The sequence below is a fragment of the Rhizobium sp. 62_C5_N11_2 genome (assembly GCF_051811185.1).
In the GTDB taxonomy this organism is placed as follows: Bacteria; Pseudomonadota; Alphaproteobacteria; order Rhizobiales; family Rhizobiaceae; genus Rhizobium; species Rhizobium leguminosarum.
The window spans coordinates 1539114-1555866 of sequence record NZ_JBPWPW010000001.1 but is presented as its reverse complement, the minus strand read 5'-3'; the positions used below and the strand labels follow the sequence as shown (position 1 = coordinate 1555866).

The following is a 16753-nucleotide window of genomic DNA, read 5'->3' as shown; positions in this document are numbered from 1 at the left end:
TTTATCGTTTCTGACGAATGCTACGGATACGTGCAAACGCGCCAGATCTGAAGCAGGGCCGGATGATGTCACACTCGTTTGAATCCATTCTGGAGAGCCTGCCTCAGGGCATTGTTCTGCTTGATCCTGCCGGTACGGTGACGGCTTTCAATTCACGCACGCTTGATATTCTCGGCCTTCCGCAAGGAGCCATTCGCAAAGGCATGAATATCGACGGATTGCCGGGCACTGCAGACTGCCGTGCGGTGGCGTCCCGGCGATCGATGGTCGGTGGACCGCCCACGTCTCCGTTTGCCCTTTCGGACGGAGGAATGGTCTCATTGACCTGCGCCCCATCGAGGGATGGAGGCTGGATCCTCAGTTATGAAGACATCTCGACTCTCATTCGGGTCGAAGACAGCCTGACCGAACAACATCGCCGGTTCGACGCAGCCCTCAGCAACATGCCGCATGGGCTATGCATGTTCGATTCGACCAAGAACCTGATATTGTGCAACGCCTCCTACGCGCGGATGTACAATCTGCCGGACCTTCTGACGCAACCGGGAACGCCGCTTGTGGATATCCTGGCCTATCGCAACCGGGAGGGAAATGGCCCGGCCGATACCACGACCTATTTTGACGTGGTCTTTGAAGCGACAGCCCGCGGTGCGCCGGCCAGCCAGAACATCGTTCTGGCCGATGGACGCGTTATCAAGATCACCCACAATCCGATGCAGAACGGTGGATATGTGGCCACCCATGAGGACGTCACCAAGACCGTTCGACTTGCCGAAGAGCTGCGCCGGCATCACGATCAGCTCGAAGCGACGGTGCAGAGCCGCACGGCGGAAGTCGAGCGGCAGGCGCGGGAACTCGAGCGCATGCTGGCGCAGGAGCGGAACATCAACGAATTGCAGCGGCAATTCGTGGCGATGGCATCCCATGAATTCAGGACCCCGCTTGCAATCATCGACGCTGCTGCCCAGCGGCTGCTGCGAAAAAGGGGGGCGGTCGAGCCCGAATTTCTCAGCGACAAGGTCGATCAAATCCGCGCATCGGTGAACCGGATTGTCGATCTCATGGAGAGCATCCTGTCAGCGGGACGCCTTGATACCGGCAAGATCGATATCAATTACGGCGCCTGCGCATTGAGATCATTGATAGAAACCTGTTGCGAGCGGCAGTCGACAATCGCAAAGTCGCACAGTTTTGTGTTGGATATCGATGGGCTGCCGGAGTTCATCGATGCCGATCCCCGCACTTTGGCACAGGTCTTTACCAACCTGCTTTCCAATGCCGTCAAATACGCGCCTGGAACATCGGAAATTCGCGTCACGGCATGGGCGGAGACAGGAAACGTTAAAGTTTCCATCAGCGATGACGGGGTGGGGATCGATCCAGAAGACGTGCCACGGCTGTTCCAGCGCTATTTTCGTGCCCGGACGTCGACCGGGATTGCCGGAACGGGTATCGGCCTCAACCTGGTGAAGCAGATCGTTGAACTGCATAGCGGCTCGATAGAGGTTCGAAGCGAAAGAGGATGCGGATCGACATTTACCGTAACCCTTCCCATCAAGAGAATTGGTAACGCTTCCGCGACCAGTGACGCTGCCTGATGTTTCAGGATTGCTGTCCTGCATATCTACCCTATCCTTCTCACAATAGAGGAGGATCATGCCATGGCTTTCATTCACACCCCCAATGCATCCGCCAGCGAGAAGACGACGTCGATGTATGCGTCGGCCGAGGCGAACTACGGATATCTGCCGAACATGTACCGGGCCTTCGGCCACCGGCCGGAGGTGATGGAGAGCTGGGCAGCGCTGCTTTCAAGCATTCGCGGCCATATGAGCCTGCGGCGCTATGAACTGGTGACGCTGGCGGCGGCAAAAGAGCTGAAATCCTCGTATTGCATGCTGGCGCACGGCTCGGTGCTGCTGCGCGAGGGTTTCACCAGCGACGGGCTGACAGCTGTTGTCAACGAGACGGAGAAGGCGCCGATCGATGCCGGCGAACGCGCGATCATGGCCTTTGCCGCCAAGGTGGCACGCGATGCGACGTCGGTGACACAGCAGGATATAGATGGCCTGAAAAAACACGGGCTGAGCGATGCCGATGTGTTCGACGTCACCGCTGCGGCAGCGGCCCGGTGTTTCTTCTCGAAAATGCTGGATGCGCTGGGCGCTGCACCCGACCACGCCTATATCGAGCGGCTGGAGCCGAATGTGCGAAAGACGCTCAGCGTCGGCCGGGAAGTCGAGCGGCCTCTGGCGCCCTCACCGTCCCGCGGCACATCGCAATGATGCGATGACGGAGAGCGTCCGGCGTGTGCTCTTGCGGCTCCAACTCCTCAGGCCGTCACTCCTGCGGCCTCTACTCCTGCGGTTTGTCCGCAAAATGCTGGATCGCGAACTCGGCGATATTCTGGCTCGACCGATCGGCGTCGTCGAGCAAAGAGGGAAACAGCTGCCACTGATGCGGCATGCCCGGCCAGACCTCGGTGGTGACATCCACTCCCGCCTGGTGCGCCTTGTCGGCGAGCCGTAGCGTATCATCCAGCAGGACTTCGCCGGAGCCGACCTGCAGCAGCAGCGGCGGAAAGCCGGCCATGTCGGCATAGAGCGGCGATGCCTGGGGATCGGTCGGAGACCGGCTGCGGAGATAGGTCTTGCGCAGCGTCTCGATCTCAGCCTTGCCGAGCAGTGGGTCGTTTCCGGCATTTGATGTCATCGAGCCGCCCGTCGCGGCAAGATCGGTGATGGGGCTGAGGGCAATCACGGCAGCCGGCAGCGGTTTCGCCGCCTGCATCTGCCGCAGCACCGTCTCGATCGCGATATTGCCGCCGGCGCCATCTCCGGCGACGATGATGTTCTCGTTGCGATAGCCGTTGTCGAGAAGCCAACGATAGGCTGTCAGCGCATCGTTGATCTGCGCGGGATAAGCATATTCGGGCATCAGCCGATAATCGATGAGAAGAACGTCGCTGGACGCGGCCTTGGCGAGAGATCCCGCGAGCAGGCTGTGCGTGCGGATCGAGCCGCTGGAAAAGCCGCCGCCATGAACATAGAGGATCACCCTTTGGCCAATTGGATGATGAAGACGAGCGGGCCACATCAACTCGGCATCGACGCCGTCGGCATCGACTTGCCGAACCTGGATGCGCGTCGGCCCCGGCGTCGTCTCCATCAGCGTCCTGAAGGCTGTCCGCCGCTGCTGCAGGCTATCGGCGCCGGCAAAGTGATCTTTCCAGAGGCCGATGAATTTTTCGACCTGCTCGCGCGAGATTTGGCTTTGCGGTCCGATGTCTCGCCCGGCCGCCGCCGAGGCGAGCAGCATCAGCGCAGCCAACGCAGGAAACAGACCGCTGATCCGCTTTAGTCCTCTTCGATTGGCAGTTGGCAAAATCCGACGGTTCATCAACCTCTCCCGATGATGCGGGCCATGACGGCCATGGCAGTATCTTTGGCCAGTTCACGCGGCGAAGTCAAAAGGGTGAGCGATGCGAATCCCGACCTTTTTACTCGGCTCTCATCGCGTCGATGACTGCTCTGAAGCCCGCCGACATGTGGCGGCGGCTCGGATAGTAGAGATAGAGCGGTTCCTCCGGTTGGCACCAGTCGTCCAGCACCTGGATCAGCTCTCCGCTGGCGATCGCCTTCTCCACGCGCGGCTCCCAGATATAGGCAAGGCCGACACCGCCAAGTGCCGCCTGCATCATCAGTTCGTGGTCATCGAGCGACAGCGGTCCGGTTGGCCGAAAGCTGACGGTCTGGCCATCCTTCTCGAATTCCCAGGCATAGCGCGCACCTGACGGAAACATGTTCTGAATGCAGAGATGGCGCTTGAGTTCGTGGGGTATCGTCGGCTTCGGCCGGGTCTCGAAATAGGCGGGCGAACCGACGACGACCAAGCGGATGCGCGGCTTGATGCGCAGCGCGATCATGCCTTCCGTGACGCGCTCGCCGAAGCGGATGCCGGCATCGAAGCCCTCCTCGACGATATCGACCAGCCTGTCGGTCGCGTTGATCTCCAGCTGCAAATGGGGATTGCTTTTGAGCAAGGGGCCGATGATGCGGCCGATGACGAAGGGGCCGATCGAGTTCGGCACATTAATCCTCACCTTGCCGAACGGCGTATCGCGGTAGCGGTTCAGGGCATCGAGCGCTGCTGCCATCTCGCCGAAGGCCGGATCGAGATGCGAGACCAGGAGTTCGCCGGCCTCGGTCAGCGAAACGCTGCGCGTCGTGCGGTTGAGCAGGCGAACGCCGATCCGGTCTTCGAGATTGAGCACGGCATGACTGATTGCGGAAGCGGTGACGCCCCGCTCCTCACCCGCCTTCCGAAAGCTCTTATGCCGCGCGACCGCCGCGAAGGCCGCAAGTTCGGACAGTTCGGTGGCTCGCATTACTGAAATACACTCATCATAGTTTCAAGAATAACAAATCTTATACAGCAACGGATTTTCGGTCAAATTCAACCCGTCAGCACAGAGATGCGACGCCAACCGAACAGTTATCGAGAGGAATTCGTCATGAAAGTCTGGTTCATCACTGGTGCATCCCGCGGCTTCGGCGCGCTGATGACCAAGGAAGCCCTCGCATCAGGCGATGCCGTCATCGCCACCGCCCGCAACCCGAAGACCGTGACCGAGCAGTTCGGTGATCATCCGAACCTGCTTGCTGTCGCCCTCGACGTCACCAACGAGGCACAAGCGAAAGAGGCCGCGGCTGCCGGCATCGCCCGCTTCGGCCGCATCGATGTTCTCGCCAACAATGCCGGCTACGGCCTGCTCGGCGCTGTCGAGGAAGCCACTGCCGAAGAGATCGAAAGGCTCTATGCCACGAACGTCTTTGGTCTGCTGAAGGTGACGCGCGCCGTGCTGCCCTATATGCGCCGCCAGCGTTCCGGCCACATCCTTAACTTTTCCTCGATCGGCGGTTACTTCGGCTATCCCGGCTGGGGCGTCTACGGCTCGACGAAGTTCGCCGTCGAAGGTTTGTCCGAGTCGATGGCCGCCGAACTCGAACCTTTCGGCATCAAGGTGACGATCGTCGAGCCCGGCTTCTTCCGCACGGATTTCCTCGCCGACACGTCGCTGGCGGTGAGCCCGGCCTCCATCGCCGACTACGAAGGCACGCCGGCCGGCAACATGCGCAGTTTCGCCGCCGACGCCAACCATGCCCAGCCCGGCAATCCCGCCAGGCTCGCCACCGGCATCATGACGATGGTCAACTCGGCCAATCCGCCGCTGCGGATGCCGTTCGGCAGCGACACGGTGGCCGTCATCGAGCAGCAGCATGCCAGCGTCGAAAAGGAACTTGCCGCCTGGCGCCAGCTCGCGCTGTCCACGGATTTTCCAAGCGATGCAACGGCCTTGGCCTGAAGGGCACTGCCCGCCACATCCCAGATCTCGGGATGCGGCGGCAGCGCCGCTGTGACCGCAGGAAAACGCATGATGCGGCAAATTAGCATTCGCCTCATGTCTGGAATGACCTAGATCTAGGTTCGATCACCCCACCAGGAAGAGGCGAGCATGTCCATCAAGTCCATCTGCATCTATGGCGCTGGCGCACTCGGCGGCGCTATCGCCGTTAAGCTTGCGAGCCAAGCCGGAAACGACGCCACCATCTCCGTCGTCGCGCGTGGAGCCCATCTCGACGCCATTCGCGACAACGGTCTCAGCCTGCGCGAAGCCGATGCAGAAAGGCCGCTCAATGTCCGCCTCACCGCGACCGACGATCCCAAGACATTGCCGCCGCAGGATCTCGTCATCACCGGCCTCAAGGGGCATCAGCTGGCACCCGCTGCCGAAGGCATTGCAAGCCTCCTCAAGGAAGGTACCCGCGTCGTCATGATCCTTAACGGCATTCCGTGGTGGTATTTTCACCGCGATACCCTGAGCCGGCATGCCGAGCTGCAGTTCGACGAGCTCGATCCCGGCGGCAGGCTTTGGCGGCTGATCGGGCCGCAACGGGTCATCGGCGGTGTCGCTTATCAAGGCGCAGAGGTGATCAATCCCGGTGAGATCCAGCTTGCCAACAACGGCCGCTTCGTGCTCGGCGAGCCCTCGGGCGAGATCTCGCCCGATCTCGAGGCGATCGCCGCGGTGCTGACCGACGCCGGCCTCAACATCACGACGACGCCTGTTATCCGCGACGAGATCTGGAGCAAGCTGATGGGCAATACCGCCTTCAACCCGATCAGCGCGCTGACCAGGGCGCTGATGACCGACATCATGGCAGATCCGGCACTTTCGACCACGGTCGGCAAGGTGATGAACGAGGTCCGCGCCGTCGGCGAGGCCTTGGGCGCGCGTTTCAGCATGACCGTCGAGCAGCGGCTCGAACAATCGCGCCACATCGGCGCCGTGCGCACATCGATGCTGCAGGACCTGATCGGCGGCAAGGCGCTCGAAATCACGCCGCTGGTCGGCATGGTAGTGACGCTCGGACGCCTGAGTGCCGTGCCGACGCCAGACTCGGAAACGATCCTGGCGCTGGTAACGCAATTGGATAGGGAAAACCAGCGCGGCAGCTGATCGCAGAGGGAAAGGCGACCGGAAAGCCCGGCCGTCTTCACTTACTTTCCGACCTGCTCGGCCCAGTTCGGCGCCTTGCCGCCGCCATCGAGGAAGGTCATTGCCATATTCGCCATAAGGGGCGAGGCGAAAGTCTCGTAATGGGTGAGATCAGGCAGGATCGCCAGCCGGTTCCTCGACATGTTTTCCCGCATCCAGCCTGCATCGCGCAGACCGCCGCCGAGCTTGTGGTAGAAGTCGATCATATGCTCGGGCCGGATCATGTCGGCATCGCCATAGATCAGCATGACCGGCATGGTGAGCTTGGTGACGGCATCGCTATAGTCGATGGGTTCGCGCATCAGTGCGCCCATGGCGTCGAGCAGCTTCGGAAATTCGGAAACGTCGGGCGCCACCGCCTTGTAGGAGAGGAACATCGGCGTGTCCTTCATCATGTCGGCCATACCAGCGCCGACGGCCGCCTGTTGCGGCAGCATCTCCGGGAAGAAGCCGTTCTGCGCATAGGGCGCCGAGAGTATCACCAGCCGGCGCACCCGGTCGGGCGCGGTCGCCGCCATGTTCAGCGCCACCCCGCCGCCGAAGGAATAACCGAAGACGTCGAGCTTGTCGTAGCCGAGTTGCTTCACCAGGATCGCGAGATCGGCGCCGATGGCCGGAAGCTCGATCGGCCGCTTGCCGAGGGGCGTGCGGCCATGGCCCTGCAGATCGACGGCAATCACCTGCCGGTGGTCGGTGAAAACAGGCATGACCGGCGCGAACATCTCGATCTGCCCGAGGCCGCCGTGAAGGAGCAGCAGCGGTTCGCCCTCTCCACGGATCTCGTAATAATAATCGATGCCGTTGACCGGCAAACTTCCCTTCCTGACGATCGGCGCTACGGCCTTTTTGTCCTCGCTCGCCGGCGTGCCACCGTCAGCACCTGATATATCGGGCGCGGCCAGGAATGCGGCGACCGTTGCGATCATCGAAATCAGCGTCATTTTCGACATGTCCTTGCTCCGTGTTTGCGTCGATACCGCAAGGACGGCGGCGATCATGCTTTTCCGACACCGCGCTTCGAAATTTCTGCCATCACCTTTATGCCATTCCTATATTTTCACCCCGTGCCCCGAATGGATTTCCTATCGCGCGCAGCAGTAGGCTTTCGCCATCACTGCAAAGGTCAAATGCCATGCGATATGTCATGTCCTCCGATTCTAAACCCCTTCACCCCTACAGGATCACGCGCGGCAGCCGGCGGATGCGCGAGAAGCGCACTGCCCGAGCGCTGATCGTCTTCGGCGTGGTGCTCGCCTGCGTCGAGCTCTACGTCGTCGTTTTCGGCTGGCTCTGAGGCCGGCCCATGGAAGCGGCGAGAATGCCGCGCCTTGGCGGCGCGATCACCACTCTCATCACGCCGTTTCGTCATGGCTGTCTCGACAGGCCGGCGCTCCGGGCGCTTGCGGAATGGCAGATCCTAAGCGGCGTCGACGGGCTCACCGTCTGCTCGACAATGGGGGAAGGCCCGACGCTTTCGCAGCAGGAGCGCGCCGAGGTAATCGATCTCGTCATCCGCTCTGCGGCCGGCCGCGTGCCGGTCGTCGCCGCCACCGGCACCAATTCCACCGACAGCACGATCGCGCTCACCCGCGAGGCGGAAGTGCTCGGCGCCGCAGCAGCGCTCGTTACAGTGCCCTATTATTCCAAGCCTGGGCAGCAGGGCATCGTCCACCACTTCGAGCAGCTGGCGGCGGCAGGCGGACTGCCCGTCATCATCGACCATGCGCCGGCGCAGACGGCGAGCGATCTTTCGACGGAAACGCTCGACAGACTGGCCGTCATCCCGGGAATCTTTGGCATCCGCGACGCCACGGGCGACATCGCTCGCTTCGTCGGCCTTTCGGCTATCCTGCGGCAGCGCTTCCGCTTCTTTTCCGCGCACGATCCTTCCGCGCTCGCCTTCACCATCGCCGGCGGCGACGGCACGATCTCGTCGGGCGCCAATGTGGTGCCGCGGCTCTTCACCTCGATGCAGCAGGCGGCCCGGGCCGGGAACCTTTCGGCCGCGCATTCTCTGCAGGAATGGTTGCTACCGCTGATATCAGCGCTCGGGCCGGAGGGCGATCCGGCGAGGATCAAGTATGCGCTGCGGCTGATGCGCGGGCTGAAGGCCGAGCTTCGCCTTCCGCTTGTCGCGGCCGAGCCGGAGGTGTGTTTGGCCATCGGCGAGGCGCTTGCGCCTTTCCTTGACGAAAGCAGCACGAGGATGGCGCTATCCCTATGAGATTTTTATATTTTCCTCTCTGGCGCCAAATGGAAACCCTATCCGCTGACGCCTATCTTCCAAGGCGTGACACCGCCGCATTTTCAAGCGGCGGTTGAGTGAGACTTCGAAAGGACAAACCGATGTCACGCCTGACTGAACCGAGTGCCGAGAGCGACCCGCTGCAACGCAGCCACCTCGGCACACTCGCCGCCGATCCCTCCCATCCGATGCTCTCCGGCCTTGCCGCCATTGCGCCCCGCCTTGGGGCAGCGATGGCCTTTGCCGGGCTGGTGCAGATGACCTTCAATCTCATCTCCCGCTGAAACCATCAGGACCGAAGAATCATTACAATGGCAAACGCACAGCAACGCCGCAGCCTGCCTTCCGCAGCGCCCTCACCTTCCGCCCGCTTCACCGTCGGCCGCGACAGAAGCGGCCGCTGGATCGTCCACGATCGCGATGGCCTCGTTGGCGGGCTCTTCATCAATGAGGCGGCCGCCCTCCATTTCGCTGCAGGGGAATGCAACTGCCCCTCGGCTGATATCCATAGGGCGGCCGCAGGCATGGTGCTCGAATTCGCGCCCTTTGCGCGTAGCACCGCGAATATCCACTAAATCTTATCGGTCTCCCGCCGTTTTCAGCCGGCAGGAGACCGAAGACATGGGTTGGAGGCCAATATCCAACTTTTCCTTAACCGGCATGCTGGTAAAATCCTGGCGCAGAGACTTCAGACGCCGCGAGACCGATGCCGAAACCGAATTTCCGCTTCACCCATTATGATCTCAAGGAACAACGCGCCGGAACGATCATCGAGGTGTCGTTGAATGCGGTGAACAATGTCCGCCTGATGACGGCGCCGAATTTCCAGCGGTTCACCGAGGTTCTCGATTTCAAATATATCGGCGGCGTCGCGCGCAAATCGCCGATCAAAATCGCCGTTCCGGAAAGCGGTCACTGGCATGTCGTCGTCGACATGGAAGCTCATCACGGGCTTGCGGAATCGTCCGTCAAGGTGATCGCCGCGCCGGCAAATCAGAAGACGCCGCGCGTTTCCTGAGCTTGGCAGCACCACGCATCTTCTCGGCTCGTCTCTCCTGCCAACCAGCCGGCGCCCGCGATTAGGGCGTTCGTGCAACCATCAAGCCCTCGGAAAACGCGTAGATCCTCCCCGATCCTTGATCAGGATCATTGAATCAGACTGCCACGTCGATCACAGTTCTCCTGTCGCGAGGCTTGCCCGCGCCGCAGCGCCACCAGATGCAACTCGGCTCGCCATTTGATGCGCCGAGGGTAAGTGGGGTAGCAGACGAAGATCTTCACAACGTGGGGAGTAGTCCATGACTTCGAGCCCAATGGGTCGTATCACCAATATCATCGATCCTGGCGATGCGCTCGGCGAAGTACTTTTCGGATTGATTATGGCGCTCACGTGGACGATTGGTTCGAGACTTGTTCTTGAAAAAGAGGGGTTAAATGTTCAGGAGCTTTTAGTTGCAACAATCGGATGCAATGTCGCTTGGGGGATCATTGACGCCGTATTATTCATCCTGGGCACGACATTCCACAGGAGCAGACGGCTGCGCCTTTTTCGGCAAATCAAAGCCGCCAAAAGTGAATCTGCGGCGCTCATGGTGCTCGCGAACGAATTCCCGATTGAAGAAGCACCATTTTCTGGAAAGGCCGCCGATGCGGAGGCACTCTATCGGTCACTCCTGACGCTCGCATCTCGGGCCGATCCTGTGAAGGTGTCCCTATCGAAAGGCGATCTGTTTGCCGCAATTGCGATCTTCTTTTTGGTTTCTGCCACCTCCATTCCGGCAGTTATCCCTTTCCTTCTCATCGATAATGCGCAGCTTGCCCTGAGAGCCAGCAACCTGTTTCTTATTATGCTGCTATTTGTGACGGGCTATGCGTGGGCGACGTTTTCAGGAGGCAGGCCCTTTTATGCAGGGATGACGATGACTTGTCTCGGATTGCTTCTGGTTGCAATAGCGATCGTTCTTGGCGGCTGAGCCCCTTCACCAACCGAACAGGCACCGCGCCTCAGCGCGGATTGCGCTCCTTGCGAAGCTTTGCCCACCATTCCAGCCGCTTGCGGATATCGCGTTCGAAACCGCGCTCCGGCGGATCGTAGAAGATCTGGCGACCCATCTTCTCCGGGAAATAGTCCTGGCCGGAAAAGGCGTCCGGCTCGTCGTGGTCGTAGCGATAACCTTCGCCGTAACCCTCGCCCTTCATCAGCTTGGTCGGCGCATTGAGGATATGCTTCGGCGGCAGCAGCGAGCCATTCTGCTTCGCGGCCTGGCTTGCCGCCTTGAAGGCAGTGTAGACCGCATTCGATTTCGGCGCGGTGGCGAGATAAACGCAGGCCTGGGCCAGCGCCAGTTCACCTTCCGGCGAGCCGAGATACTCATAGGCATCCTTGGCGGCATTACAGATCACCAGCGCCTGCGGATCGGCAAGACCGATATCCTCAACCGCCATGCGCACCAGCCGCCGGCCGAGATAGAGCGGATCCTCGCCTGCATCGAACATACGGGCGAGATAGTAGAGCGCGGCATCGGGATCCGAGCCGCGTACGGATTTATGCAGCGCCGAGATCAGATTGTAGTGACCATCCTGCGCCTTGTCGTAGACCGGGGCACGGCGCTGGACGATGCGCGTCAGGCCTTCTGTGTCGAAGCTCTCGCCTTCGCGCGCCGCGCGCCAGACTTCTTCGGCGAGCGTCAGCACCGCGCGGCCATCGCCGTCGGCCATGCGGATCAGGCTGACGCGAGCATCCTCCGTCAGCGGCAGCGGCTTCTGCTCGATCGCCTCGGCACGCTTCAGCAGTTCCTCGAGGCTCTCCTCGTCATGCGACTTGAAGGTGAGCACACGGGCACGCGACAGCAGAGCGGCGTTGAGCTCAAAGGATGGGTTCTCGGTGGTGGCGCCGACGAGGATGACGGTGCCATCCTCCATGACGGGCAGGAAACTGTCCTGCTGGGCGCGGTTGAAACGATGGATCTCATCGACGAAGAGCAGCGTCTGACGGCCGTCCATACGCCGCAAACGGGCTGTCTCGAACACCTTCTTCAGATCGGCGACGCCGGAGAAGATCGCCGATATCTGCTCGAAGGCCAGGCCCGCCTCGCCCGAAAGCAACCGTGCCACCGTCGTCTTGCCGGTGCCGGGCGGACCCCAGAAGATCATCGAGCCGAGCGAGCCGCTTTCGATCATCCTTTTCAGCACGCCATCCTCACCGGTCAGGTGTTCCTGACCAGTGACATCGGCAAGCGTCTTCGGCCGCAGCCGGTCGGCAAGCGGCCGCCTGGCAGCGACCTCCTCCGGAACACGCGGCGCGAAGAGATCGTTGCTCATCGGAAAAATTGCCGGATGCGCTGGCCGTCGCGCTCTATCTCGACCCGCCAGAGGCCGGGGTCGCTATCGGCGATCTGGGATAGTTCGCTGGTCGACTTCACATCCGTGCCGTTGATCGAGACGATGATATCCTTCGGTTCGAAACCGAGACGGGCAGCAGGCGAATCGTCCTTCACCTCGGATACGACGACGCCCGCCGATTCCGGCGGCATGCGCAGCTCGTCGGCGACCCGGGGCGACAGGTTCTCGACGACGGCGCCGGTAAACGGCGTATGCCCGCCGATCGTGCGCTGGTCGCGCGGCGAGGTTTCCGGGGCACGGGCGAGCGTCAGCGGCAGCTGCTCCTCGCGGCCGTTCTCGACGACGGTGAGGTTGACCGATGTGCCGAGGCCCGCCGTCGTCAGCCGGTAGAGCAGCGCATCCGGATGTTCGACAGAAATCCCGTCGACGGCAGTGACGATTTCTCCGGCCTTCAGCCCGGCCTTGGCCGCCGGCCCGCCTTCCGAGACCTTGACGACGAGCGCGCCGCGGGCCTTGTTCAGCCCCAGCGCCTCAGCCACTTCCGAGGTTACGGCATCGAAGCTCGCGCCGACATAGGGCCGTTCGAAGGATTTGACGCCGGCATCGGCAGAGGAGAGGAAGACCTTGACCAGATTGGCAGGGATGGCGAAGCCGATGCCGTTCGAGCCGCCGCCGCGCGAGAAGATCGCCGTGTTGATGCCGATCAGTTCGCCCTTCATGTTCATCAAGGCGCCGCCGGAATTGCCGGGATTGATCGAGGCATCGGTCTGGATGAAGAAGCCGAATTCGTTCCTGACCACCTGGTTGCGGGCAAGTGCTGAGACGATACCGCTCGTCACCGTCTGGCCGACGCCGAAGGGGTTGCCGATCGCCAGCACGAGATCGCCGACCTCGACCGTATCGGAATTGCCGATCGGCAATGTCGGAAAGCTTTCCTTGGTGTCGATCTTCAGCACGGCGAGATCGACACGGTCATCACGCAGCACCACCTTGCAGGGGAATTCGCGGCCATCCGACAGTGCGATCTTGATGTCGTCGGCGCCTTCGACGACATGATTGTTGGTCACGACAGTGCCGTTCGCCTCGACGATGACGCCGGAACCGAGCGACGACTGCTTTTCCGAACGGTTTGGCATCTGCTGGCCGAAAAACTGCTCGAAGAAAGGGTCGCCGGCAAAGGGCGACTGCCGCTTGACGGTCTTTTCCGCATAGACGTTGACGACGGCGCCCGACGTCTGTTTGACGAGCGGGGCGAAGGAGAGCTGCATCTGCATCTGGCTCTCGGGTACGGTCTTTGCCGTCTGCGCATGGGCCGCAGCCGGCAGAACGAGCATGAGAGCGAATAGCGAGACGGAGGCGCGCTTGAACAGGCCTTGCATGGGTATCCCTTTTGAATCCTCTTGAGGAACGTTTTAGAGCATGATGCCGAAAAGTGTGAGCGGTTTTCGGACGACATCATGCTCTAACTATTTAATTGCGAACAGGATTCAGATTTTAGGCCGACCGGCCTAAAATCATCCTGTTCTGCGGCCCGACGCTAGAAAGGAAAGGGGGCGGAAGCATGGAAGAATAAGGCAAAGGGATGTCTTGGAAACCGGTTGAAGTCATTATGAATTTGATTCAGGAAGATTGGCCATGCAACTGATATCAAAAGCCAAAAACTGGGCGAAGTCACTGAAGCGTGACATCGTGGCCCTATGGCTTGCCGCCCGCGATCCCCGCGTGCCGTGGCATGCTAAAGCGGTGGCCGGCGCCGTTGCCGCCTACGCGCTGTCGCCCATCGATCTCATCCCCGATTTCATCCCCATCCTCGGCTATCTCGACGATCTCCTCATCGTGCCGCTCGGCATCATGCTGGCGATCCGGCTCGTTCCGGCAGAGGTGATGAACGAGCTTCGCACGGAGGCGGCAAGGCGCATCGAACGTCCCTCCAGCCGGGTCGGACTGATCTTCATCCTTGCCGTCTGGCTCATCTGCATCATCTTCCTGGCTCTGGCACTGCGGAAGCTGGCCTGACCGGCGGCAATAGGAACATATGAATGATCACGACAAGAACGACGACAGCGGCTCTCGGCTTTGCGATGCTGCTCATTGCATCGAACCTGGTACAGGCAGCAAGCTTCGATTGCGATGCGAAGGAATTGAAGCCGGATGAGAAAGCGATCTGCGACAACCGCGCACTCAACGATGCCGACGTGAAGATGGCAACCACGTTTGAACTGCTCTCCGGTCTGCTGGCGATGGGCTCGCGCGGCACATTGCAGGACGAGCAGACGGCCTGGCTGAAGAAACGGCAGGAATGCGGGGCGGATGTGGCCTGTATCAAGGCTGTCTATGACGAGCGGCTGAAGCAGCTCGGCGAGACCTATAAAAACATCAACCGGCCGCTTTAAAAGCGACCGGTCGGCGGAGCAGCTGACTCTTAATCAGCGGGTCGCAGGTTGAAGCGACTCAGCGGGCGTTCAGATCGCGCACGGCGCCGCGGTCCGCACTCGTTGCGAAGGCGGCGTAGGCCTTCAGGGCGGTCGTGACGTTGCGCTTGCGGACTTCTGTGGGATACCAGCCCTTGGCATCCTGATCGGCGCGGCGGGCGGCGAGTTCGGTCTCACTGACGCGCAGGCTGATCGTGCGGTTGGGGATGTCGATGTCGATCATGTCACCTTCGCGCACCAGGCCAATCGTGCCGCCATTTGCCGCTTCCGGCGAGGCATGGCCGATCGAGAGGCCGGAGGTGCCGCCGGAGAAGCGGCCGTCGGTGATGAGCGCGCAGGCCTTGCCAAGGCCCTTCGACTTCAGATAGCTCGTCGGATAGAGCATTTCCTGCATGCCTGGGCCGCCCTTCGGGCCTTCGTAGCGGATGACGACGACGTCGCCGGCCTTCACCTCGTTGGCAAGGATCGCCTTGACGGAGGCATCCTGGCTTTCGAAGACGCGGGCGGGGCCGGAGAATTTCAGGATCGATTCATCGACGCCGGCAGTCTTGACGATGCAGCCGTCGATCGCAAGGTTGCCCTTGAGCACGGCAAGACCACCATCCTTGGAGAAGGGATGCTCGACCGAGCGGATGACGCCGTTTTCGCGGTCGGTGTCGAGTTCGTCCCAGCGGGCCTCCTGGCTGAAGGCGACCTGGGTGGGAATGCCACCCGGAGCGGCACGATAAAAGTTGCGAACGGTTTCGCTGTTGGTGCGGGTGATATCCCAGCGATCGATCGCATCGCCCAGCGTCTCGGCATGGACGGTCGGGCAATCGCGGTTCAAGAGGCCGCCCTTGTCGAGTTCGCCGAGGATCGACATGATGCCGCCGGCGCGGTGGACGTCTTCCATGTGAACATCACTCTTGGCGGGGGCGACCTTTGACAGGCACGGCACCCGGCGCGATAGCGCATCGATATCGGCCATGGTGAAATCGACCTCGCCTTCATGGGCGGCAGCAAGGATGTGCAGGACCGTATTGGTCGAGCCGCCCATGGCGATATCGAGCGTCATGGCATTCTCAAACGCCTGTTTGGAAGCGATGATGCGCGGCAGCGCCTTTACGTCGTCCTGCTCGTAGTAACGGCGGGCGAGATCGACAATCAGATGGCCGGCCTCGACGAAGAGGCGCTTGCGGTCGGCGTGGGTGGCAAGCGTCGAGCCGTTGCCGGGCAGCGACAGGCCGAGCGCTTCCGTCAGGCAGTTCATCGAATTGGCGGTGAACATGCCGGAGCAGGAGCCGCAGGTCGGACAGGCAGAGCGTTCGATGGTCTGGACGTCCTCGTCACTGATCTTGTCATCGGCTGCGGCGACCATGGCATCGACGAGGTCGAGTGCATGCGTCTTGCCGTGCAGCACGACCTTGCCGGCTTCCATCGGACCGCCGGAGACGAAGACGGTCGGGATATTGAGGCGTAGCGACGCCATCAGCATGCCGGGGGTGATCTTGTCGCAGTTGGAGATGCAGACCATGGCGTCGGCGCAATGGGCATTGACCATGTATTCAACGCTGTCGGCAATGAGCTCTCGCGAGGGCAGCGAATACAGCATGCCGTCATGCCCCATGGCGATGCCGTCATCGACGGCGATCGTGTTGAATTCCTTGGCAACACCGCCAGCCGCCTCGATCTCGCGGGCGACGAGCTGGCCAAGGTCCTTCAGGTGCACGTGGCCGGGCACGAACTGGGTGAAGGAATTCACCACCGCGATGATCGGCTTGCCGAAATCCGAATCCTTCATGCCCGTGGCGCGCCAAAGGCCGCGGGCGCCCGCCATGTTGCGGCCATGGGTCGTGGTTCTGGAACGGTAAGCTGGCATCGGTGTCTTCCTCAACGTGTCGGAATTATCAGGCGAAGCGGGGCGGCATGGAGCCTGCAGGCCGGGCAAACGCTGCTTTTTCGAATTGTCCTAATCCAATCGACGGGGGCTGTCACTACCGTGAAGGCCAAATCCGGTACGCCATGGGCCAAGCGCCATGAGGCCCATCGATCATATACGGTACAGCGCGACGTTTCGTTACAGCCTATTCCATCACGGCCGAACACAAAAAATTGGCTTCACGTCTGTAATATTCAAGGCTTAGACACTCATCCGAACATGCGGGCGGTTCGTTTAAAGACTATATTGCAGAAATC

Annotated in this window: 18 protein-coding genes; 12 read left to right on the top strand and 6 right to left on the bottom strand. The window is 61.1% G+C overall.

Features of this window, described 5'->3' with window-relative positions:
* Nucleotides 1–62: 62 nt before the first annotated feature.
* Together AB8B31_RS07910 and AB8B31_RS07905 are read left to right on the top strand one after the other, a co-directional pair.
* Nucleotides 63–1598, top strand: a complete 1536-nt coding sequence (locus AB8B31_RS07910; protein ID WP_018241668.1) for a sensor histidine kinase — start codon at nt 63–65, stop codon at nt 1596–1598.
* Between the two features lie 63 nt (nt 1599–1661).
* Complete coding sequence (locus AB8B31_RS07905; RefSeq protein WP_018241667.1) at nt 1662–2285, top strand: carboxymuconolactone decarboxylase family protein; 624 nt, start codon at nt 1662–1664, stop codon at nt 2283–2285.
* 70 nt (nt 2286–2355) lie between these two features.
* Here AB8B31_RS07905 and AB8B31_RS07900 read toward each other — a convergent pair whose 3' ends face one another.
* Entirely contained in the window at nt 2356–3330 is a 975-nt protein-coding gene (locus AB8B31_RS07900; protein WP_018241666.1) for an alpha/beta hydrolase, read from the bottom strand.
* Between the two features lie 169 nt (nt 3331–3499).
* Nucleotides 3500–4387, bottom strand: a complete 888-nt coding sequence (locus AB8B31_RS07895) for a LysR family transcriptional regulator (RefSeq protein WP_018241665.1) — start codon at nt 4385–4387, stop codon at nt 3500–3502.
* 126 nt (nt 4388–4513) lie between these two features.
* On the opposite strand from AB8B31_RS07895, the gene AB8B31_RS07890 reads away from it, so the two are divergent.
* Together AB8B31_RS07890 and AB8B31_RS07885 are read left to right on the top strand one after the other, a co-directional pair.
* On the top strand, nt 4514–5365 hold the full coding sequence (locus AB8B31_RS07890) for an oxidoreductase (protein ID WP_018241664.1): 852 nt from the start codon (nt 4514–4516) through the stop codon (nt 5363–5365).
* A gap of 150 nt (nt 5366–5515) precedes the next feature.
* Nucleotides 5516–6520: a ketopantoate reductase family protein gene (locus AB8B31_RS07885; protein ID WP_018241663.1), complete on the top strand. Its 1005-nt coding sequence runs from the start codon at nt 5516–5518 to the stop codon at nt 6518–6520.
* 41 nt (nt 6521–6561) lie between these two features.
* Here AB8B31_RS07885 and AB8B31_RS07880 read toward each other — a convergent pair whose 3' ends face one another.
* Complete coding sequence (locus AB8B31_RS07880) at nt 6562–7557, bottom strand: alpha/beta fold hydrolase (RefSeq protein WP_018241662.1); 996 nt, start codon at nt 7555–7557, stop codon at nt 6562–6564.
* A gap of 146 nt (nt 7558–7703) precedes the next feature.
* On the opposite strand from AB8B31_RS07880, the gene AB8B31_RS07875 reads away from it, so the two are divergent.
* The 6 genes from AB8B31_RS07875 to AB8B31_RS07850 all read left to right on the top strand — a co-directional run bounded on the left by AB8B31_RS07875 (nt 7704) and on the right by AB8B31_RS07850 (nt 10777).
* Nucleotides 7704–7853 (top strand): hypothetical protein, encoded by a 150-nt coding sequence (locus tag AB8B31_RS07875; protein ID WP_155256902.1) that lies wholly within the window; start codon nt 7704–7706, stop codon nt 7851–7853.
* Nucleotides 7854–7862: 9 nt separating this feature from the next.
* Complete coding sequence (gene dapA, locus AB8B31_RS07870) at nt 7863–8783, top strand: 4-hydroxy-tetrahydrodipicolinate synthase (RefSeq protein WP_018241660.1); 921 nt, start codon at nt 7863–7865, stop codon at nt 8781–8783.
* 122 nt (nt 8784–8905) lie between these two features.
* The gene (locus AB8B31_RS07865; RefSeq protein WP_032980120.1) at nt 8906–9088 is read left to right on the top strand and encodes a hypothetical protein; all 183 of its coding nucleotides are present in this window, start codon (nt 8906–8908) and stop codon (nt 9086–9088) included.
* 27 nt (nt 9089–9115) lie between these two features.
* Complete coding sequence (locus tag AB8B31_RS07860; protein ID WP_018241658.1) at nt 9116–9379, top strand: hypothetical protein; 264 nt, start codon at nt 9116–9118, stop codon at nt 9377–9379.
* A 131-nt stretch (nt 9380–9510) separates the two neighbouring features.
* A complete protein-coding gene (locus AB8B31_RS07855) occupies nt 9511–9822 on the top strand; it encodes a DUF1883 domain-containing protein (RefSeq protein WP_131703348.1) in 312 nt (103 codons plus the stop codon).
* A 280-nt stretch (nt 9823–10102) separates the two neighbouring features.
* Nucleotides 10103–10777: a VIT1/CCC1 transporter family protein gene (locus AB8B31_RS07850; RefSeq protein WP_018241656.1), complete on the top strand. Its 675-nt coding sequence runs from the start codon at nt 10103–10105 to the stop codon at nt 10775–10777.
* A gap of 31 nt (nt 10778–10808) precedes the next feature.
* On the opposite strand, the gene AB8B31_RS07845 is transcribed toward AB8B31_RS07850, so the two are convergent.
* Nucleotides 10809–12125 (bottom strand): replication-associated recombination protein A, encoded by a 1317-nt coding sequence (locus AB8B31_RS07845; RefSeq protein WP_018241655.1) that lies wholly within the window; start codon nt 12123–12125, stop codon nt 10809–10811.
* Nucleotides 12122–13525: a DegQ family serine endoprotease gene (locus AB8B31_RS07840; protein ID WP_018241654.1), complete on the bottom strand. Its 1404-nt coding sequence runs from the start codon at nt 13523–13525 to the stop codon at nt 12122–12124. The genes AB8B31_RS07845 and AB8B31_RS07840 overlap by 4 nt, the downstream gene beginning before the upstream one ends.
* Nucleotides 13526–13781: 256 nt before the next feature.
* Between AB8B31_RS07840 and AB8B31_RS07835 the strand changes: the two genes are divergently transcribed.
* The gene (locus AB8B31_RS07835) at nt 13782–14162 is read left to right on the top strand and encodes a YkvA family protein (protein WP_018241653.1); all 381 of its coding nucleotides are present in this window, start codon (nt 13782–13784) and stop codon (nt 14160–14162) included.
* Between the two features lie 23 nt (nt 14163–14185).
* Nucleotides 14186–14539: a lysozyme inhibitor LprI family protein gene (locus tag AB8B31_RS07830; RefSeq protein ID WP_018241652.1), complete on the top strand. Its 354-nt coding sequence runs from the start codon at nt 14186–14188 to the stop codon at nt 14537–14539.
* A gap of 58 nt (nt 14540–14597) precedes the next feature.
* Here AB8B31_RS07830 and ilvD read toward each other — a convergent pair whose 3' ends face one another.
* Entirely contained in the window at nt 14598–16436 is a 1839-nt protein-coding gene (ilvD, locus tag AB8B31_RS07825; protein ID WP_018241651.1) for a dihydroxy-acid dehydratase, read from the bottom strand.
* Nucleotides 16437–16753: the final 317 nt, after the last annotated feature.

Coding starts and splice junctions, on each gene's coding strand:
- AB8B31_RS07865 (WP_032980120.1), top strand. CDS start 8,906: ATGTCACGCCTGACTGAACCGAGTGCCGAGAGCGACCCGCTGCAACGC.
- AB8B31_RS07910 (WP_018241668.1), top strand. CDS start 63: ATGATGTCACACTCGTTTGAATCCATTCTGGAGAGCCTGCCTCAGGGC.
- AB8B31_RS07855 (WP_131703348.1), top strand. CDS start 9,511: ATGCCGAAACCGAATTTCCGCTTCACCCATTATGATCTCAAGGAACAA.
- AB8B31_RS07875 (WP_155256902.1), top strand. CDS start 7,704: ATGTCCTCCGATTCTAAACCCCTTCACCCCTACAGGATCACGCGCGGC.
- AB8B31_RS07845 (WP_018241655.1), bottom strand. CDS start 12,125: ATGAGCAACGATCTCTTCGCGCCGCGTGTTCCGGAGGAGGTCGCTGCC.
- AB8B31_RS07895 (WP_018241665.1), bottom strand. CDS start 4,387: ATGCGAGCCACCGAACTGTCCGAACTTGCGGCCTTCGCGGCGGTCGCG.
- AB8B31_RS07840 (WP_018241654.1), bottom strand. CDS start 13,525: ATGCAAGGCCTGTTCAAGCGCGCCTCCGTCTCGCTATTCGCTCTCATG.
- AB8B31_RS07890 (WP_018241664.1), top strand. CDS start 4,514: ATGAAAGTCTGGTTCATCACTGGTGCATCCCGCGGCTTCGGCGCGCTG.
- AB8B31_RS07860 (WP_018241658.1), top strand. CDS start 9,116: ATGGCAAACGCACAGCAACGCCGCAGCCTGCCTTCCGCAGCGCCCTCA.
- dapA (WP_018241660.1), top strand. CDS start 7,863: ATGGAAGCGGCGAGAATGCCGCGCCTTGGCGGCGCGATCACCACTCTC.
- AB8B31_RS07830 (WP_018241652.1), top strand. CDS start 14,186: ATGATCACGACAAGAACGACGACAGCGGCTCTCGGCTTTGCGATGCTG.
- AB8B31_RS07835 (WP_018241653.1), top strand. CDS start 13,782: ATGCAACTGATATCAAAAGCCAAAAACTGGGCGAAGTCACTGAAGCGT.
- AB8B31_RS07885 (WP_018241663.1), top strand. CDS start 5,516: ATGTCCATCAAGTCCATCTGCATCTATGGCGCTGGCGCACTCGGCGGC.
- ilvD (WP_018241651.1), bottom strand. CDS start 16,436: ATGCCAGCTTACCGTTCCAGAACCACGACCCATGGCCGCAACATGGCG.
- AB8B31_RS07905 (WP_018241667.1), top strand. CDS start 1,662: ATGGCTTTCATTCACACCCCCAATGCATCCGCCAGCGAGAAGACGACG.
- AB8B31_RS07880 (WP_018241662.1), bottom strand. CDS start 7,557: ATGATCGCCGCCGTCCTTGCGGTATCGACGCAAACACGGAGCAAGGAC.
- AB8B31_RS07850 (WP_018241656.1), top strand. CDS start 10,103: ATGACTTCGAGCCCAATGGGTCGTATCACCAATATCATCGATCCTGGC.